The sequence below is a fragment of the Streptomyces sp. NPDC051133 genome (assembly GCF_040682635.1).
GTDB lineage: Bacteria > Actinomycetota > Actinomycetes > Streptomycetales > Streptomycetaceae > Streptomyces.
The window spans coordinates 130,188-146,703 of record NZ_JBFBBK010000023.1; the positions used below are offsets into that span (position 1 = coordinate 130,188).

Here is a 16,516-nt window from a genome sequence, read left to right on the forward strand (position 1 = left end):
CAATCAATATATGTGCCCCGGGTGACGCGGGCGTCGTGCGCGGGCTGCCGGCCCGGTCGAACCGGCAGCCCGGCAGGGGGCGCTACTTGACCGCGCGCAGGGCGTCGACCACTCCGAAGCCGTAGAAGCCGTTGACGTGCCGGCCGCCGGCGCAGGTCGCGTCCACGACTCCGTCGCCGTCACCGTCGTACGGGCCGCTCGGGCAGCCGGGGTTGTCCGCCTGCGCCTTCAGCAGGGCCTGCAACTGGGCCGGAGTGGCGTGCGGATGCGCCGACTTCAGCAGCGCGGCCACGGCCGCCACGTGCGGCGACGCCATCGAGGTGCCCTGCAGGAAGCCGTACTGGTCGTTCGGCAGCGTCGACAGGATGCGGCCGTTCTTCGACGGGGTGTCCGGGATCTGGTACTTGTCACCGCCGGGCCCCGCCACGTCGATCACACCCTGGCCGTAGCTGGAGTAGTACGACTTGGCGCCCTTCACGCCCACCGCGCTCACCGTGACCACACCCGGCAGCTGGGTCGGCACGTCGAAGCACGCGTGCGGGTCGACCGTCCGGGTCCCCGCCGTCGAGTCGTCGGGGCTGGAGGCGTCGGTGAGCGCGTCCGCGTCCAGGTCGTCGTTGGAGTTGCCCGCCGAGGCCACGTTGAGCGTGCCCTTGCGCTGGGCGTACGACTGCGCCCTGTTGACCGCGTCCACGATGGCACGTTGATCGGGGTCGTCCATGCAGTTGTACAGCCACGGATCAACGTAGTAGCTGTTGTTGGTGATCTCTATGCCGTGGTCCGCGGCGAATACGAAGGCGCAGACCACGCTCTCCGGGTAGAACAGCGAGGTCGCGTCCGGCTGGGCCACGGTGATGCTCGCGACCTTCACCCCGGGCGCCACACCCGCCACACCTATGCCGTTGCGGGCCGCGGCTATCTCGCCGGCCACATGGGTGCCGTGATAGTGGTCGGCGTCCACCGGCCGCCACGCGCCGTACGTCGTGTCCGCCTTGCCGCTCACACAGTTCGCCGACTGGGAGGCGGAGAAGTTCGGGGCGATGTCCGGGTGCGTGTCGTCGACGCCCGTGTCGATGACACCGACGGTCACGCTCCTGCTGCCCGGGTCGATCCGCGCGGCCTTGTCGGCGCCGATCGCCCGCAGGTCCCACTGGTCGGCCTCCAGCGGCTCTTTGCCCGCCGACGCGCTCCTGGCCAGCTTCGAGGCCTCCGCCTTCGACAGGACCTGCACCGCGCCCTCGTCCGTCGTCCCCGCCGCACTCAGCGGCGCGGTCCGCGTGGCACCCGCCGACTCCACCCCGCGCACCGCACGCATCCGGGCGCCGAAGTCCGGGTTCGCCGAGTGGACGACGATCACGCCGATCCGGTCGTAACTGGCCACGACCGTGCCGCCGTTGCGCGTGATCTCCCGCTGCACCGACTCGATCGTGCGACGGTCCGTCCGGGTGTTGACCACGTACGCGAGGTTCGGGCCGTCCGCCGCCCGCACCGCCGGGGCCGCGGTGGGCGCCGCCGAGGCCACCCCGGGCAGGAAGCCGAGCGAGGCGGTCAGGGACAGCGCGACCGGCACCGCGAGCGCGAGCCGACGTCTGGAGCGCAGATGAGCCATGGGATCTCCACATCATCCGGATACGGAACCGCCCGAGACACAGGTGGTGTTCGGGCAGGTACATGACGGGTGGTGCAGGCCGAAGCTATCCTCCCGGCTCACCACTCGGCAATGACTTGGCAATGACTCACCAAGACCGCTTGCGGAAGTGCTCATAGGACTTGAACCGGTCTTCGCGTGGCGCCGTGGACCTTGGGCAGGGAGCGCTAGCACCATCGAGCCCCCGTCGTCATGGCAGCCGCACACGCGAGGAGACTTCGTGGCCACCGAGACACCGCCCCCCGCGACACCTGGTCCACCACTTCCGTCCACCGAGGAGTTCACCGAGGTGCAGCAGAGCGCGGAGTTCGGTGAACTGCGCCGTGCGCACCGCTCCTTCGCCTTCCCGCTGACCGTCGCCTTCACCGCCTGGTACCTGCTGTACGTCCTGCTCTCCAACTACGCGGGCGGCTTCATGGGCACCAAGGTGGCCGGCAACATCAACGTGGCGCTCGTCCTGGGTCTCGCCCAGTTCCTCACCACCTTCCTCATCGCCTGGTGGTACGCGCGGCACGCGGCCGCCAAGCTCGACCCCAGGGCCGAGGCCATCAAGTCCCGGATGGAGGGCGGCGCATGAGCCCCGCGCAGCACACCCTGTCGGCCACGGGCCGGGCGTCGCACACGCTGCTGGCCGCCGGTGAGGCGAGCGAGCACCGGACGCTGATCATCACCTTGTTCGCGGTGTTCGTCGCCGCGACTCTCGTCATCACCATCTGGGCGGGCCGCCAGACCAAGGACGCCGCCGACTTCTACGCCGGCGGGCGCCAGTTCACCGGCTTCCAGAACGGCCTCGCCGTCTCGGGCGATTATATGTCCGCGGCCTCCTTCCTGGGGATCGCCGGCGCCATCGCCCTCTTCGGCTACGACGGCTTCCTGTACTCCATCGGCTTCCTGGTCGCCTGGCTGGTCGCCCTGCTCCTGGTCGCCGAGCCGCTGCGCAACTCCGGCCGCTACACCATGGGCGACGTACTGGCGTACCGGATGCGCCAGCGGCCCGTCCGCACGGCCGCCGGCACCTCCACGATCGTCGTCTCGATCTTCTACCTGCTGGCCCAGATGGCGGGCGCCGGCGTCCTCGTCTCGCTCCTGCTGGGCATCACCAGCGACGGCGGCAAGATCGGCATCGTCGCCCTGGTCGGCCTCCTGATGATCGTCTACGTCACCATCGGCGGCATGAAGGGCACCACCTGGGTCCAGATGGTCAAGGCGGTCCTGCTGATCGCCGGCGCCGTACTGCTGACCTTCCTGGTCCTGCTGAAGTTCCACTTCAACATCTCGGACCTGCTCGGCAAGGCCGCCGACAACAGCGGCAAGGGGTCCGCCTTCCTGGAGCCGGGCCTGAAGTACGGCGCCACCGGCACCACCAAGCTGGACTTCATCTCCCTCGGCATCGCCCTGGTCCTCGGCACCGCGGGCCTGCCGCACATCCTCATCCGCTTCTACACGGTGCCGACCGCCAAGGCGGCCCGTAAGTCGGTCATCTGGGCGATCGGCCTGATCGGGGCCTTCTACCTGATGACCCTCGCCCTCGGTTTCGGTGCCGCCGCGCTGATCAAACCGGACGAGATCATCGCCTCCAACAAGGCGGGCAACACCGCGGCCCCCCTGCTCGCCCTCCACCTCGGCGGAACCGACTCCACCTGGGGCGCGGTCCTGCTCGCCACCATCTCCGCGGTCGCCTTCGCCACGATCCTCGCGGTCGTCGCCGGCCTCACCCTGGCCTCGTCGTCCTCCTTCGCCCACGACATCTACGCGAACGTCATCAGGAAGGGACAGGCCACCGAGAAGCAGGAGGTCGGCGCGGCCCGCTGGGCGACCGTCGGCATCGGCGCGGTCTCGATCGTCCTCGGCGCCCTCGCCCGCGACCTGAACGTGGCCGGACTCGTCGCCCTCGCCTTCGCGGTCGCGGCCTCGGCGAACCTGCCGACGATCCTCTACAGCCTGTTCTGGAAGCGGTTCACCACCTCCGGCGCCCTGTGGTCGATCTACGGCGGCCTGGTCACCGCCGTCGGCCTGGTGCTGTTCTCGCCGGTCGTCTCCGGCAAGCCGACCTCGATGTTCCCCGAGGTGGACTTCCACTGGTTCCCGCTGGAGAACCCCGGCATCATCTCGATCCCCGTGGGATTCCTGCTCGGCGCCCTGGGCACCCTGCTGTCGAAGGAGACCCCGGACAGCGGCAAGTACGCCGAGCTGGAGGTGCGGTCCCTGACCGGCACCGGAGCGCACTGAGAGCGCACTGACCTTCGTACGGACGGCCGCGTCGTCCAGGACTGTACGGTCCTACGACGCGGCCGCGCCGTACCTCGTGGGATCGGGCCGCTGTCGTTGTCAGCGGTCTCACGTAGGCTCACAGGTGACGGAATATGAGTGCTCCGGATCGAGGGAGGGGGCCCACGTGCTCATCGACACCTACGGCCGAGTGGCCACCGACCTGAGGGTCTCGCTGACGGACCGGTGCAACCTGCGCTGCACCTACTGCATGCCCGAGGAAGGCCTGCAGTGGCTGTCCAAGCCCGACCTGCTCACGGACGACGAGATCGTCCGCCTCATCGACATCGCCGTGCGCATGCTCGGCATAGAAGAGGTCCGCTTCACCGGCGGCGAGCCCCTGCTCCGCCCGGGCCTCGTCGGCATCGTCGAGCGCGTGGCGGCCCTCGCCCCGCGCCCCCAGATGTCCCTCACCACCAACGGCATCGGCCTGAAGCGCACCGCGACCGCCCTGAAGGCCGCGGGCCTGGACCGGGTCAACGTCTCCCTGGACACCCTCCGCCCGGACGTCTTCAAGGCCCTCACCCGCCGCGACCGCCACCACGACGTCATCGCGGGCCTGGAAGCCGCCCGCGAGGCGGACCTCACCCCGGTCAAGGTCAACACGGTCCTGATGCCGGGGCTGAACGAGGACGAGGCCCCCGACCTGCTGGCCTGGGCCGTCGAGCACGACTACGAACTGCGCTTCATCGAGCAGATGCCCCTGGACGCCCAGCACGGCTGGAAGCGCGACGGCATGGTCACCGCCGGCGACATCCTCACCTCCCTGCGCACCCGCTTCGACCTGACCCCCGAGGGCAAGGACGAGCGCGGCTCCGCACCGGCGGAACGCTGGCTGGTGGACGGCGGCCCCCACCGGGTCGGCGTCATCGCCTCGGTCACCCGCCCGTTCTGCGCGGCCTGCGACCGCACCCGCCTCACGGCCGACGGCCAGATACGCACCTGCCTGTTCGCGACCGAGGAGACCGACCTGCGCGCGGCTCTGCGCAGCGGGGCGCCCGACGAGGAGATCGCCCGCATCTGGCGTCTGGCGATGTGGGGCAAGAAGGCGGGGGCGGGCCTGGACGACCCGTCGTTCGTCCAGCCGGACCGGCCGATGTCGGCGATCGGCGGTTAGGCCCCCTCGGGCTCCTGCCAGTCCGCGAACTTCACCACGTCCTTCAGGAACCCCCGGACCCCGAGGAACTGCGACAGATGCTCGCGGTGCTCCTCGCAGGCCAGCCACGTCTTGCGCCGCTCCGGCGTGTGGATCTTCGGATTGTTCCAGGCCAGCACCCACACGGCGGCGGCGTGGCAGCCCTTGGCGGAGCAGATGGGGGTCTCGTCACTCACAGGTTCGTCTCACGCGGGATCGTCTTCGAAAAGGGGCGCAGACAAGGCGACGCCGAGCAGCCACGGGGGGAGCTGCCCGGCGTCGGTCCGTCGCTCCGACGGGGGATGCGGAGCGCGTACGCAGTATGTCATGGGTCACCCGCCGCCCGGCACCGGAACTGCAGATTCATCTGAGCTTTTCTTGAGCTTGCCACGCGGGCGCGTCCCGCGCGCCGCCCGCGATCAGGCCGGATCGGCCCGCTCGCCCGTCGCCCCCGCCGGAGGGGCCGCCGCGTCCCGGGGAACCGATTCCGCCCGGTCCTCCTCCGCGCGCGGCGGCGTGATCATCGGACGCGTGGGCGCGATCACGAACGTCGAGGGCAGCGACGGCGGCCGCTCCCGGCCCGCGTTCGCGATGACCACCGCGACGTAGGGGAGGACCGCGCCGAGCACCAGCGCGACGATCGCGACGTACCGCTCGACGTTCCACAGCGAGGCCGCGAGGATGACCGACAGGGTCCGGATCGACATCGAGATGACGTACCGCCGCTGCCGGCCCCGTACGTCCTCGGCGAGTCCCGTCCGGGCTCCGGTGATCCGGAACACCTGGCCGCTGCCGCCGTGCTGTTTCCGCATCACATTCCACCATCCGCCCGCATCGGACACTCCCCGGCCCGCACCCTGGTCCACACCCAGCGGGGAACCGGACCGGGACATCTCCCACGTTACGCCGCACCCGCGCCGCCCACGAGACCGGGTCGCCCCCTGCCTGCGCCGTCGCCTTCGGCCCGCCGCGTACGGGTGAACCCGACATGCGCCGTACGGCCCCCCGACCCAGACTGGCCGTAATGCTCACGTGGAGCCGGACGAGGAGGCAGCCATGGGCTGGTTGTGGGCGATCATCGTGGGATTCGTCCTGGGAGTCATCGCCAAGGCGGTCATCCCGGGCAAGCAGCACAGCCCGCTGTGGCTGACCACGATCTGCGGCATGCTGGGCGCCATCGTGGGCAACGCGGTCGCCCGCGCCGTCGGCGTCGGGGAGACCCGCGGTATCGACTGGAGCCGGCACATCTTCCAGCTCGTGGCCGCCATCATCATCGTCGCCGCGGTCGACGCCCTCTACATGGCGACGCTGGGCAAGCGGAAACAGCAGAGGGCCGGAGTCTGAGAGACACCCCGGGTGCGGCGCCGCGTCAGGGGCGCGGGGCCGCGTGACGAGCCACGGCCGAAGCCGTGCTCCGCGGACCCCCCACGCCCCCACGGCGTCACTTGGCGAGGAGCTCCACCGCGGCCAGGTTCTTCTTGCCGCGGCGCAGCACCAGCCACCGCCCGTCCAGCAGGTCCTCCTGCGCCGGCACGGCGTCCTCGGACGCCACCTTCACGTTGTTCACGTAGGCGCCGCCCTCCTTCACCGTCCGCCGCGCGGCCGACTTGCTGGCGACGAGCCCGACCTCGGCGAACAGGTCGACCACCGGACCGAGCTCGGCGACCTGGATGCGCGGCAGCTCCGACAGCGCCGCCGCCAGCGTCCCGCCGTCCAGCTCCGCCAGCTCTCCCTGCCCGAAGAGGGCACGGCTCGCGGCGATCACCGCGGCCGTCTGGCCGGCGCCGTGCACCAGCGTCGTCAGCTCCTCGGCGAGCGCCCGCTGGGCGGCCCGGGCCTGCGGCCGCTCCTCGGTCTGCTTCTCCAGCTCCTCCAGCTCCTCGCGGGACTTGAAGGACAGGATCCGCATGTACGTCGAGATGTCCCGGTCGTCCACGTTCAGCCAGAACTGGTAGAACGCGTACGGCGTCGTCATCTCCGGGTCGAGCCAGACGGCGCCGCCCTCGGTCTTGCCGAACTTGGTGCCGTCCGCCTTGGTCATCAGCGGGGTGGCCAGGGCGTGCGCCTCGGCACCCGGCTCCAGCCGGTGGATCAGGTCGAGCCCGGCCGTGAGGTTGCCCCACTGGTCGCTGCCGCCCTGCTGGAGCGTGCAGCCGTACCGCCGGTACAGCTGCAGGAAGTCCATGCCCTGCAGGATCTGGTAGCTGAACTCGGTGTAGCTGATGCCCTGGTCCGACTCCAGGCGGCGGGCCACCGAGTCCTTCGTCAGCATCTTGTTGACGCGGAAGTGCTTGCCGATGTCCCGCAGGAACTCGATCGCGGAGAGGTTCGCGGTCCAGTCGAGGTTGTTGACCATGACGGCCGCGTTCTCACCCTCGAAGGACAGGAACGGCTCGATCTGGGCGCGCAGCCTGCCGACCCAGCCGGCCACCGTCTCCGGGTCGTTCAGCGTGCGCTCCGCGGTCGGGCGCGGGTCGCCGATCAGGCCCGTGGCGCCGCCGACCAGCGCCAGCGGCCGGTGCCCGGCCTGCTGGAGCCGGCGCACGGTGAGCACCTGCACCAGATGCCCCACGTGCAGGGACGGCGCGGTCGGGTCGAAGCCGCAATAGAACGTGACGGGACCGTCCGCGAGCGCCTTGCGCAAAGCGTCCTCGTCGGTGGACAGGGCGAACAGCCCCCGCCACTTCAGCTCGTCGACGATGTCCGTCACGGTTCTCGTGTCTCCTCGATGATCTTCGGGTGGCCGGGTGACGCCCGACCACGAACGACTACGAGGTTATACGCCCTGACTGACAGAGCTCATGTTGAAATCGGGGATGCGCAGCGCGGGCATCGCGGCCCGGGTGAACCAGTCGCTCCACTCGCGCGGCAGCGTCCTCTCGGTGCGCCCTGCCTCCGTGGCCCGCCCCAGCAGGTCCACCGGCGACTCGTTGAACCGGAAGTTGTTCACCTGCCCGGTCACCTCGCCGTTCTCCACGAGGTAGACCCCGTCCCGGGTCAGGCCCGTGAGCAGCAGGGTGGCCGGGTCCACCTCGCGGATGTACCACAGGCAGGTCAGCAGCAGCCCGCGCTCCGTGCCCGCGACCATCTCCTCCAGGGAGCGGTCGTCCCCGCCGTCCAGGATCAGGTTGCCGAGCGCCGGGGCGACCGGCAGCCCGGTCAGGCCCGCGGTGTGCCGGGTCGTCGTCAGGCGCTTCAGCACCCCGTCGCCGATCCACTCGGTGGCGTGCGCCGGCAGCCCGTTGTCGAAGACCGACTGGTCGCCGCCGGAGGAGTGGGCGACCACGAACGGCGGGCACTCCAGACCGGGTTCGCGGGGGTCGCTGCGCAGGGACAGCGGCAGCGCGCTCAGCTTCTCGCCGACCCGGGTGCCCCCGCCCGGCTTGGAGAACACCGTCCGCCCTTCGACCGCGTCCCGGCCCGACGCCGACCACAGCTGGTAGATCAGCAGGTCCGCGACCGCGGTCGGCGGCAGCAGCGTCTCGTAGCGCCCGGCGGGCAGTTCCACGCGCCGCTCCGCCCAGCCCAGCCGTACGGCCAGTTCCGCGTCCAGCGCGCCCGGGTCGACGTCCTTGAAGTCCCGGGTGGACCGGCCGGCCCACGCCGAGCGGGTGCCGTCCGGTGACTTCGCGTTCAGCTCGAGGGTGCCGGTGGGCTGGTCGTGCCTCAGGCGCAGGCCCGTGGACGTCCCCACATAGGTGGACACCATCTCGTGGTTGGCGAAGCCGTACAGCTCCCGGCCGCCCGCACGCGCGCGTGCGAACGCCTCGCCGAGCGCCGGGGCGAAGTCCGCGAACACGGCCGAGGAGGTCTCGGCGGGCGCGTCCGTGAAGCCGGGGGCCTGAGGCACCCCGCCGACCAGCGGCTGCGCGTCCTCGGCGGGCCCGGCCCCGCGCGCGGCGGCCTCGGCGGCCCGCACCAGCGGCTCCAGCTCCTGAGCGGTGACCGCCGACCGGGACACGACACCGGAGGCGGTGCCCTCCGCGCCGTCCACGGTCGCGATCACGGTGAGCGTACGACCGCGGGTCACACCGTTCGTGGTCAGCGCGTTGCCGGCCCAGCGGAGGTTGGCGGTCGAGTGCTCGTCGGCGATGACGACGCACCCGTCGGCCCGGGACAGCGCGAGGGCCTGCTCGACGGTCTCGTGCGGCTTGTTGCTGCGGGCGCTCATCGACCGGCCTCCTGAGTGGTGTTGAGGATGTTCACAGCCCTGAACAGAGCCGACGGGCACCCGTGGGACACGGCGGCCACCTGCCCGGGCTGGGCCTTGCCGCAGTTGAAGGCACCGCCGAGGACATAGGTCTGCGGACCGCCGACGGCGGCCATCGACCCCCAGAAGTCGGTCGTGGTGGCCTGGTAGGCGACGTCCTTGAGCTGCCCGGTGATCCGCCCGTTCTCGATCCTGAAGAAGCGCTGCCCGGTGAACTGGAAGTTGTAGCGCTGCATGTCGATCGACCAGGACCGGTCGCCGACGACGTAGATGCCCCGGTCGACCCCGCCGATCAGGTCCTCCGTCGACAGCCCGGCCGGGTCCGGGAGCAGGGACACGTTGGCCATGCGCTGCACCGGCACATGGGCGGGGGAGTCGGCGTACGCGCAGCCGTTGGACCGCTCGAACCCGGTCAGCCGCGCGATCCGCCGGTCCAGCTGGTACCCGACCAGCGTGCCGTCCTTCACCAGGTCCCAGGACTGCGCCTCGACGCCCTCGTCGTCGTAGCCGACGGTCGCGAGGCCGTGCTCGGCGGTGCGGTCACCGGTGACGTTCATCAGCTCCGAGCCGTAGCGCAGCTTGCCCAGCTGGTCGAAGGTGGCGAACGAGGTGCCGGCGTAGGCGGCCTCGTAGCCGAGGGCGCGGTCCAGCTCGGTGGCGTGCCCGATGGACTCGTGGATGGTCAGCCACAGGTTGGACGGATCGACGACCAGGTCGTACGGTCCCGGCTCCACGCTCGGCGCGCGCATCTTCTCGGCGAGCAGCTCCGGGATCCGCTCCAGCTCCCCGTCCCAGTCCCAGCCGGTCCCGGTGAGGTACTCCCACCCCCGCCCGACGGGCGGCGCGATGGTGCGCATCGAGTCGAACTCGCCGCTCGACTCGTCCACCGACACGGCCGTCAGCTGCGGGTGCAGACGCACGCGCTGCTGGGTCGTGACGGTGCCGGCCGTGTCCGCGTAGAACTTGTTCTCGTGGACGGTGAGCAGCGATGCGTCGACGTGGTCGACGCCGTTCGCGGCCAGCAGCCGCGCGCTCCACTGCGCCAGCAGCCCCGCCTTCTCCTCGTCCGGCACCGAGAACGGGTCGATCTCGTACGACGACACCCACGTCCTGTCGGCATGCACCGGCTCGCCGGCCAGCTCCACCCGCTCGTCGGACCCCGCGGCCTTGATGACCTGCGCGGACAGCTTGGCCATGGCCACCGCCTGGGAGGCGACCCTGGCCGCGGCGTCGAGCGTCAGGTCCACCCCGGACGCGAAGCCCCACGTACCGCCGTGCACGACCCGGACCGCGTACCCGAGGTCGGTGGTGTCGGACGAACCGGCCGGCTTGGCGTCCCGCAGCCGCCAGGACGCGCTGCGCACCCGCTCGAGCCGGAAGTCCGCGTGCTCGGCTCCGAGCGCACGCGCGCGTGCGAGCGCGGCGTCGGCGAGGGCCCGTAGGGGAAGCGCCGTGAAGGCTTCGTCGATGGAATGAGGCACGGAGGTCTCCCTGCTGTCGTGGCCTGTCGGGTCCGATCATGTCGCGGGAGCGGTCCGGCGGACCACACCTTTCGGTTCCGGACCGGCGCATTCTGTAGGGACCCGACAGCGACACCCCCGCGCCACTGTCGGTGCCCGAATGCCCGCGGGCGCGGCCGTACCGATAGGTTTTCGATGAAGCCGCCTGTCATCGCCGCCTGTGTCGAGGTGCTCGGGCGGGTTGTCGGACCGCTGCAGACCGCTATCGAAAGGGTGATCCGTTGAGCCGCTCGGTTCTCGTCACCGGAGGAAACCGGGGCATCGGCCTCGCCATCGCCCGCGCTTTCGCCGACGCCGGCGACAAGGTCGCGATCACGTACCGCTCGGGTGAGCCGCCCACCGGCTTCCTCGCCGTCAAGTGCGACATCACCGACCCGGAGCAGGTGGAGCAGGCCTACAAGGAGATCGAGGAGCAGCACGGCCCGGTCGAGATACTGATCGCCAACGCCGGTGTCACCAAGGACCAGCTCCTGATGCGCATGTCCGAGGAGGACTTCACCTCGGTCATCGACACCAACCTCACCGGCACCTTCCGCGTCGTCAAGCGCGCCAATCGAGGAATGCTGCGCGCCAAGAAGGGCCGCGTCATCCTCATCTCGTCCGTGGTCGGCCTGCTCGGCTCGGCGGGACAGGCCAACTACGCCGCCTCCAAGGCCGCGCTGGTCGGCTTCGCGCGCTCCCTCGCCCGTGAGCTGGGCTCGCGCAACATCACCTTCAACGTCGTCGCGCCCGGCTTCGTGGACACCGACATGACCAAGGCGCTCACCGACGAGCAGCGCGAGAACATCGTGTCTCAGGTGCCGCTCGCCCGTTACGCGCAGCCGGAGGAGATCGCCGCGACGGTGCGGTTCCTCGCCTCGGACGACGCCTCGTACATCACTGGAGCCGTCATTCCCGTTGACGGCGGACTGGGAATGGGTCACTGATCACCATGAGCGGAATCCTCGAGGGCAAGCGCGTCCTGATCACCGGTGTGCTGATGGAGTCCTCCATCGCCTTCCACGCGGCCAAGCTGGCCCAGGAGCAGGGCGCGGAGATCATCCTGACCGCGTTCCCGCGGCCCACGCTGACCGAGCGCATCGCCAAGAAGCTGCCGAAGCCGACCAAGGTCATCGAGCTGGACGTCACCAACGACGAGCACCTCGGCCGGCTGGCCGACATCGTCGGCGAGGAGCTGGGCGGCCTCGACGGCGTCGTGCACTCCATCGGCTTCGCGCCGCAGGACGCGCTCGGCGGCAACTTCCTCAACACGCCGTTCGAGTCCGTGGCCACCGCCATGCACGTCTCGGCGTACTCCCTGAAGTCGCTGACCATGGCCTGCCTGCCGTTGATGCAGAACGGCGGCTCGGTCGTCGGCCTCACCTTCGACGCCCAGTTCGCCTGGCCGCAGTACGACTGGATGGGCCCCGCCAAGGCCGCCCTGGAGGCCACCAGCCGCTACATGGCGCGCGACCTGGGCAAGCAGAACATCCGCTGCAACCTCGTCTCCGCGGGCCCCATCGGCTCCATGGCCGCCAAGTCCATCCCGGGCTTCGGCGAGCTGGCCTCCGTGTGGGACAGCCGCTCCCCGCTGGAGTGGGACCTGAAGGACCCGGAGCCGGCCGGCCGCGGCATCGTCGCCCTGCTGAGCGACTGGTTCCCGAAGACCACCGGCGAGATCATCCACGTCGACGGCGGCCTGCACGCGATCGGCGCGTGACCGCTGCCGCCGAGGCATGACCGACGGCCGAGGCCCGCGCCCCTGACGGGGTGCGGGCCTCCGCCGTACCCGGGAGCGGCTCTACGGCGGCCGGGAAGCCGAAAGCGGCCGGCACGGCGGACAGCGGCCGACGGCGAGGCCAGGAAGCCGGCAACGGCCGGCAGTGGCGGACGGGGCGGCCCGGGACGCGGAACGTCACCCGTTCGGCCCACCGGCCGGGCCGTCGCCGGGCGGACGGCGCACCCTGGATTACGCGTCCTTCACGCGCCCCTCCGCAGCCCGGCCGAGGAGGTCCCCTTGTGCGCCTGTCCCGCAGCCTGGCCCCGGTGACCGTGGCCCTCGCCCTCGTGCTGTCCCTGCCGTACGACGCGATGCCGCACGCGCACGCGCGCGTGCGCGACGGACGGGCGGCCGCGCCGAACCCGTTCGGCGCCGCCTGCCGTACGACCGTCCACGGCTCCCACGTGACGGCGTACTGCCACAACCCCTATGTCGACACCGACCGGGTGCGCCTGCACATCGAGTGCGCCCGCTGGTGGGACATCGACACCGACAGCGCCCCGGCGGACACCGCGCCCGCCCTGACCGTGCGGCTCACCGGGCGGTGCTGGAAGGAGGTCCGCTCGGTGTGGATCAGTCACCAGAAGGTGCGCTGAACCGGCACAGGAACGGATAGCTCGCCGCCTCCACCGCCGCCGCCTCCGCGTCCCCGGTGCGGATCGCGTCCACCAGCCGCGCGTGGTCCATGTGCGTCTCCGGAGTCAGTTCCGCCCCGACGTCCGCGCGCAGCCAGTCCCTCAGCACCTCGCCCAGGTCGGCGTACATCGCCGTCATGACGTCGTTGTGCGAGGCGGCGACGACGGCCAGGTGGAACGTGGCGTCAGCGGTCACGAACGCCTCTGCCTCGCCCGCCTCCCAGGCCTCCTCGCGCCGGGCCAGCAGCGCGTCCAGCTGCTTGAGGTCCTTCTCGGTGCGCCGCTCGGCGGCGAGCTTGGCCGCGGCGGATTCCAGCGTCGAGCGCAGCTCCGCGATGTGCCGGGGGTCGGCGCCGGCGAACCGGCGGTGCATCACGCCGGCGAGCTCGCTCGTCGCCACGACGTACGTGCCGGAACCCTGCCGGATGTCCAGCAGGCCGTTGTGCGCGAGCGCGCGGACGGCCTCGCGGACGGTGTTGCGGGCGACCCCGAGCTGCTCGACCAGTTCCGGCTCCGTCGGGATGCGTGAGCCGACGGGCCACTCGCCGGTGGCGATCTGGTTCCGCAGCTCGGCGATGACCTGCTCGGACAGCGCCGAACGGCGCGGGTGGCTCAGTGGCATGGCCCACCTTCGCACGTCGGACCGGGGCGGAGCCGCACCGGGAATGGACAACCAATCATCCCATGATTCTATGATGTGTCTCATGGCTAGTGAGGAAACCCGGACAGTGGAGACCCGTACGGCGATGGCACCGACCGAACCCGGCGGGGCCGCCACGGCGCGCACCCCCGAGACGAGCAAGGGCGCAGCCCACGCACGCGCGTGGACGACCCGCCTGGTCGTCGTCGGCATCGTGCTCTCCGCGCTGAACCTCCGGCCGGCCATCACGAGCCTCGGCGCGCTCCTGGAGGAGGTCCGCGGCGGACTCGGCATGAGCGGCAGCGTGGCCGGGCTGCTCACCTCCGTGCCCCCGCTCTGCTTCGCGGTCTTCGGCGTCACCGCGCCCCGTCTGGCCCGCCGCTTCGGCCCCGCCGCCGTGGTGTGCGCCGGCATGGCCGCCATCACCACGGGCCTGCTGATACGGCCCTTCGTCGGCGGCACCGCCGGCTTCCTCGCCGCCAGCGCGCTCGCCCTGATGGGCATCGCCGTCAGCAACGTCCTGATGCCGGTCATCGTCAAGCGCTGGTTCCCCGACCGGGTCGGCTCCATGACCGGCCTGTACTCGATGGCCCTCGCCCTCGGCACCTCCCTCGCCGCCGCGGTGACCGTCCCGCTGACCGACGCCATGGGCGGCAGCTGGCGGTCCGGCCTCGCCGTGTGGGCGGCCGTCGCCGCCGCCGCGGTCCTGCCCTGGCTGCCGCTGGTGCGCGACCGCGGCACCGCCCCGGCACCGCGACGCGAGGACCGGCAGCCGTCGGCGCCCGCGCCGGCGGAACAGCCCGCCGCGCTGCGCATCACCCGCAGCCGCACCGCCTGGGCGCTCGCCGTCTTCTTCGGCCTCCAGGCCACCGCCGCCTACATCACCATGGGCTGGATGGCGCAGATCTTCCGGGACGCCGGGGTCCCGGCGGGCACCGCGGGCCTGCTGCTCGCCGTCACCATGGTGATGGGCGTACCGCTGGCCTTCGTCATCCCGCGCGTCGCCACGCGACTGCCCCACCAGGGCCCGATCGTGCTGGTCCTGGGCGTCTGCGGCCTCGCCGGATACGCCGGTCTGTACTTCGCCCCCGCCGGCGGCTCCTGGGTCTGGGCCGTGCTGCTCGGCGTCTCCAACTGTGCCTTCCCGCTGGCGCTGACGATGGTCGGCATGCGGGCCAGGAGCGGTCCGGGCGTGGTCCAGCTGTCCGCCTTCGCGCAGAGCACCGGCTACCTCATCTCCATCCCCGGACCGCTGCTGGTCGGCGTGCTCTACCAGCAGAGCGGCGGCTGGGGGCTGCCCATCGCCCTCATGGCGGCCCTGATGCTGCCCCAGATGGTGGTCGGCTGGCTGGCGGGCCGGAACCGCACGGTGGAGGACGAGGCCGCGCGGGGCTGACAGCCGTCCCCGCGAGCACCAGCCAGGGCTGACCGCCGGCCCGCGCGGCCGCCACGCAGGGACGACCCCGTGCGAGCGATCGGCGGCGAGGGTGCGAGACTGGCGGCATGCAGCCTGTGCTCGACCCGAACCCCAAGAACGGCCAGAAGAAGATGCTGCTCGTCTTCGGCGCGTTCTTCGCCATCTTCGTCGTCATCGCCGTCATCGCGACCATCGCGTCCCCGTGACGGCCGTCGCCCGGCCGCCCCGAAGGCCGGATGGTGGGGCAGGCCCCCCCATCCCCTAGGGGGTAAGGGTCAGGGTCAAGTGGGTGGATCTCCGGATGGGTTGGCGACCCCGGATTCCGTAGCTTCGAGAGGTGACCGCACGGGGCGGTCACGCACCCCGCTCGACGCTCACGGAGGCGATCATGCCGGCCCGCACCCCTTCCCGGCCCCACCCGGCGACCACGGGCGGCGTCGACATCGGGCTCCCCTGGTGGGCCCTCGCCCTGCCCACGCTGGCCTTCATCGCCCTGCTCCTGCTGATACTGAACCCGTCGGACGCGCACGCGGCGAGCGGCGACCCGGCGATCGGCCACCTCGTCGAGCGCGTGCAGCAGCTCCTCGCGCGCTGACCCGAAGCCCCCTCGCGCGGTGAATCCGCATGTCAACTCCCTGCGCCGCCTGGCTTGTTTCGTGCGAAGCTGGGTTCCATGAGCGTCGCAGAACCCCGCACGATCGCCCTCTTCCGGCATGCGAAAGCCGACTGGCCCCAGGTGTCCGACCATGAGCGCCCGCTCGCCGAGCGGGGCCGCAAGGACGCCCCGGTCGCCGGACGCAAGCTGGCCGACACCGGCATCACCTTCGACCTGGCCCTGTGCTCCACCGCGGCCCGGACCCGCGAGACCTGGAAGCTCGCCGTCCACGAGCTGTCGCACCGGCCGAAGACCGTCTACGAGGAGCGGGTCTACGAGGCCTCGCCCGGCGAACTCGTCGCCGTGCTCAACGAGCTCCCGGACGACGCCCGCAAGGTGATCCTGATCGGCCACAACCCGGGCGTGCACGGCCTGGCCGAGGTCCTCGCCGGCGCGGCCGAGGGTGACGCGCGCGAGCGGATGAACCGCCGGGGCTTCCCCGCCGCCGCCTTCGCCCTGCTGACCTTCGACGGCCCGTGGAAGAGCCTGGAGCCGGGCGCGGCCACGCTCACGGAGTACTGGGCGCCCGCCGAGTGACCTCACCCGTACGGCAGGGGGCCCGGCACCTGACCCACCGGTGGCTGTTATGCCGGGGTCAACTTCTTCCTCGACGCCGACCGCCAGTACTT

At 71.3% G+C, this 16,516-nt stretch carries 18 protein-coding genes; 11 read left to right on the forward strand and 7 right to left on the reverse strand.

Annotation, left to right across the window (positions count from 1 at the left end; genetic code table 11):
* Positions 1-82: 82 nt before the first annotated feature.
* On the reverse strand, positions 83-1,609 hold the full coding sequence (locus AB0N17_RS24070; RefSeq protein ID WP_366013508.1) for a S8 family serine peptidase: 1,527 nt from the start codon (positions 1,607-1,609) through the stop codon (positions 83-85).
* A gap of 259 nt (positions 1,610-1,868) precedes the next feature.
* On the opposite strand from AB0N17_RS24070, the gene AB0N17_RS24075 reads away from it, so the two are divergent.
* The 3 genes from AB0N17_RS24075 to moaA all read left to right on the forward strand — a co-directional run bounded on the left by AB0N17_RS24075 (position 1,869) and on the right by moaA (position 5,033).
* Complete coding sequence (locus AB0N17_RS24075; RefSeq protein WP_366013509.1) at positions 1,869-2,225, forward strand: DUF485 domain-containing protein; 357 nt, start codon at positions 1,869-1,871, stop codon at positions 2,223-2,225.
* The gene (locus AB0N17_RS24080) at positions 2,222-3,877 is read left to right on the forward strand and encodes a cation acetate symporter (protein WP_366013510.1); all 1,656 of its coding nucleotides are present in this window, start codon (positions 2,222-2,224) and stop codon (positions 3,875-3,877) included. The genes AB0N17_RS24075 and AB0N17_RS24080 overlap by 4 nt, the downstream gene beginning before the upstream one ends.
* Before the next feature lie 166 nt (positions 3,878-4,043).
* Complete coding sequence (moaA, locus tag AB0N17_RS24085; RefSeq protein WP_366013511.1) at positions 4,044-5,033, forward strand: GTP 3',8-cyclase MoaA; 990 nt, start codon at positions 4,044-4,046, stop codon at positions 5,031-5,033.
* Here moaA and AB0N17_RS24090 read toward each other — a convergent pair.
* Both AB0N17_RS24090 and AB0N17_RS24095 read right to left on the reverse strand, forming a co-directional pair.
* Entirely contained in the window at positions 5,030-5,248 is a 219-nt protein-coding gene (locus AB0N17_RS24090; RefSeq protein ID WP_366013512.1) for a hypothetical protein, read from the reverse strand. The genes moaA and AB0N17_RS24090 overlap by 4 nt on opposite strands.
* 222 nt (positions 5,249-5,470) lie before the next feature.
* The gene (locus AB0N17_RS24095; protein ID WP_366013513.1) at positions 5,471-5,863 is read right to left on the reverse strand and encodes a DUF3099 domain-containing protein; all 393 of its coding nucleotides are present in this window, start codon (positions 5,861-5,863) and stop codon (positions 5,471-5,473) included.
* A 244-nt stretch (positions 5,864-6,107) separates the two neighbouring features.
* Between AB0N17_RS24095 and AB0N17_RS24100 the strand changes: the two genes are divergently transcribed.
* Complete coding sequence (locus AB0N17_RS24100; RefSeq protein WP_366013514.1) at positions 6,108-6,395, forward strand: GlsB/YeaQ/YmgE family stress response membrane protein; 288 nt, start codon at positions 6,108-6,110, stop codon at positions 6,393-6,395.
* Between the two features lie 97 nt (positions 6,396-6,492).
* On the opposite strand, the gene tyrS is transcribed toward AB0N17_RS24100, so the two are convergent.
* The 3 genes from tyrS to AB0N17_RS24115 all read right to left on the reverse strand — a co-directional run bounded on the left by tyrS (position 6,493) and on the right by AB0N17_RS24115 (position 10,742).
* A complete protein-coding gene (tyrS, locus tag AB0N17_RS24105) occupies positions 6,493-7,761 on the reverse strand; it encodes a tyrosine--tRNA ligase (protein ID WP_366013515.1) in 1,269 nt (422 codons plus the stop codon).
* Between the two features lie 66 nt (positions 7,762-7,827).
* Positions 7,828-9,222, reverse strand: coding sequence for a metallopeptidase TldD-related protein (locus AB0N17_RS24110; protein WP_366013516.1), 1,395 nt, complete (start codon positions 9,220-9,222; stop codon positions 7,828-7,830).
* A complete protein-coding gene (locus tag AB0N17_RS24115; protein WP_366013517.1) occupies positions 9,219-10,742 on the reverse strand; it encodes a TldD/PmbA family protein in 1,524 nt (507 codons plus the stop codon). Before AB0N17_RS24115 ends, AB0N17_RS24110 begins: the two co-directional genes overlap by 4 nt.
* Before the next feature lie 260 nt (positions 10,743-11,002).
* Here AB0N17_RS24115 and fabG point away from each other — a divergent pair, with 260 nt between their 5' ends.
* From fabG to AB0N17_RS24130, 3 genes are all read left to right on the forward strand, one after another.
* A complete protein-coding gene (gene fabG, locus AB0N17_RS24120) occupies positions 11,003-11,707 on the forward strand; it encodes a 3-oxoacyl-[acyl-carrier-protein] reductase (protein WP_366013518.1) in 705 nt (234 codons plus the stop codon).
* 5 nt (positions 11,708-11,712) lie between these two features.
* The gene (fabI, locus tag AB0N17_RS24125) at positions 11,713-12,480 is read left to right on the forward strand and encodes an enoyl-ACP reductase FabI (RefSeq protein WP_366013519.1); all 768 of its coding nucleotides are present in this window, start codon (positions 11,713-11,715) and stop codon (positions 12,478-12,480) included.
* A gap of 299 nt (positions 12,481-12,779) precedes the next feature.
* The gene (locus AB0N17_RS24130) at positions 12,780-13,136 is read left to right on the forward strand and encodes a hypothetical protein (protein ID WP_366013520.1); all 357 of its coding nucleotides are present in this window, start codon (positions 12,780-12,782) and stop codon (positions 13,134-13,136) included.
* On the opposite strand, the gene AB0N17_RS24135 is transcribed toward AB0N17_RS24130, so the two are convergent.
* Complete coding sequence (locus AB0N17_RS24135; protein WP_366013521.1) at positions 13,114-13,797, reverse strand: FadR/GntR family transcriptional regulator; 684 nt, start codon at positions 13,795-13,797, stop codon at positions 13,114-13,116. The genes AB0N17_RS24130 and AB0N17_RS24135 overlap by 23 nt on opposite strands.
* Before the next feature lie 70 nt (positions 13,798-13,867).
* On the opposite strand from AB0N17_RS24135, the gene AB0N17_RS24140 reads away from it, so the two are divergent.
* The 4 genes from AB0N17_RS24140 to AB0N17_RS24155 all read left to right on the forward strand — a co-directional run bounded on the left by AB0N17_RS24140 (position 13,868) and on the right by AB0N17_RS24155 (position 16,424).
* Positions 13,868-15,211: a CynX/NimT family MFS transporter gene (locus AB0N17_RS24140; protein WP_366013522.1), complete on the forward strand. Its 1,344-nt coding sequence runs from the start codon at positions 13,868-13,870 to the stop codon at positions 15,209-15,211.
* A gap of 107 nt (positions 15,212-15,318) precedes the next feature.
* Positions 15,319-15,438, forward strand: coding sequence for an SGM_5486 family transporter-associated protein (locus AB0N17_RS24145; protein WP_366013523.1), 120 nt, complete (start codon positions 15,319-15,321; stop codon positions 15,436-15,438).
* 182 nt (positions 15,439-15,620) lie between these two features.
* Positions 15,621-15,827 carry a hypothetical protein gene (locus AB0N17_RS24150; protein ID WP_366013527.1) on the forward strand — a complete coding sequence of 69 codons (207 nt, stop codon included), beginning with the start codon at positions 15,621-15,623 and terminating at the stop codon, positions 15,825-15,827.
* Between the two features lie 78 nt (positions 15,828-15,905).
* Positions 15,906-16,424 (forward strand): histidine phosphatase family protein, encoded by a 519-nt coding sequence (locus tag AB0N17_RS24155; RefSeq protein ID WP_366013524.1) that lies wholly within the window; start codon positions 15,906-15,908, stop codon positions 16,422-16,424.
* Positions 16,425-16,516 lie beyond the last annotated feature (92 nt).

Bases quoted from the DNA above. Each gene is read 5' to 3' on its own strand.
- AB0N17_RS24155 (WP_366013524.1), top strand. From the start codon at position 15,906: ATGAGCGTCGCAGAACCCCGCACGATCGCCCTCTTCCGGCATGCGAAA.
- AB0N17_RS24150 (WP_366013527.1), top strand. From the start codon at position 15,621: ATGCCGGCCCGCACCCCTTCCCGGCCCCACCCGGCGACCACGGGCGGC.
- AB0N17_RS24095 (WP_366013513.1), bottom strand. From the start codon at position 5,863: ATGCGGAAACAGCACGGCGGCAGCGGCCAGGTGTTCCGGATCACCGGA.
- fabI (WP_366013519.1), top strand. From the start codon at position 11,713: ATGAGCGGAATCCTCGAGGGCAAGCGCGTCCTGATCACCGGTGTGCTG.
- AB0N17_RS24070 (WP_366013508.1), bottom strand. From the start codon at position 1,609: ATGGCTCATCTGCGCTCCAGACGTCGGCTCGCGCTCGCGGTGCCGGTC.
- AB0N17_RS24100 (WP_366013514.1), top strand. From the start codon at position 6,108: ATGGGCTGGTTGTGGGCGATCATCGTGGGATTCGTCCTGGGAGTCATC.
- AB0N17_RS24110 (WP_366013516.1), bottom strand. From the start codon at position 9,222: ATGAGCGCCCGCAGCAACAAGCCGCACGAGACCGTCGAGCAGGCCCTC.
- AB0N17_RS24145 (WP_366013523.1), top strand. From the start codon at position 15,319: ATGCAGCCTGTGCTCGACCCGAACCCCAAGAACGGCCAGAAGAAGATG.
- AB0N17_RS24135 (WP_366013521.1), bottom strand. From the start codon at position 13,797: ATGCCACTGAGCCACCCGCGCCGTTCGGCGCTGTCCGAGCAGGTCATC.
- AB0N17_RS24080 (WP_366013510.1), top strand. From the start codon at position 2,222: ATGAGCCCCGCGCAGCACACCCTGTCGGCCACGGGCCGGGCGTCGCAC.
- AB0N17_RS24140 (WP_366013522.1), top strand. From the start codon at position 13,868: ATGATGTGTCTCATGGCTAGTGAGGAAACCCGGACAGTGGAGACCCGT.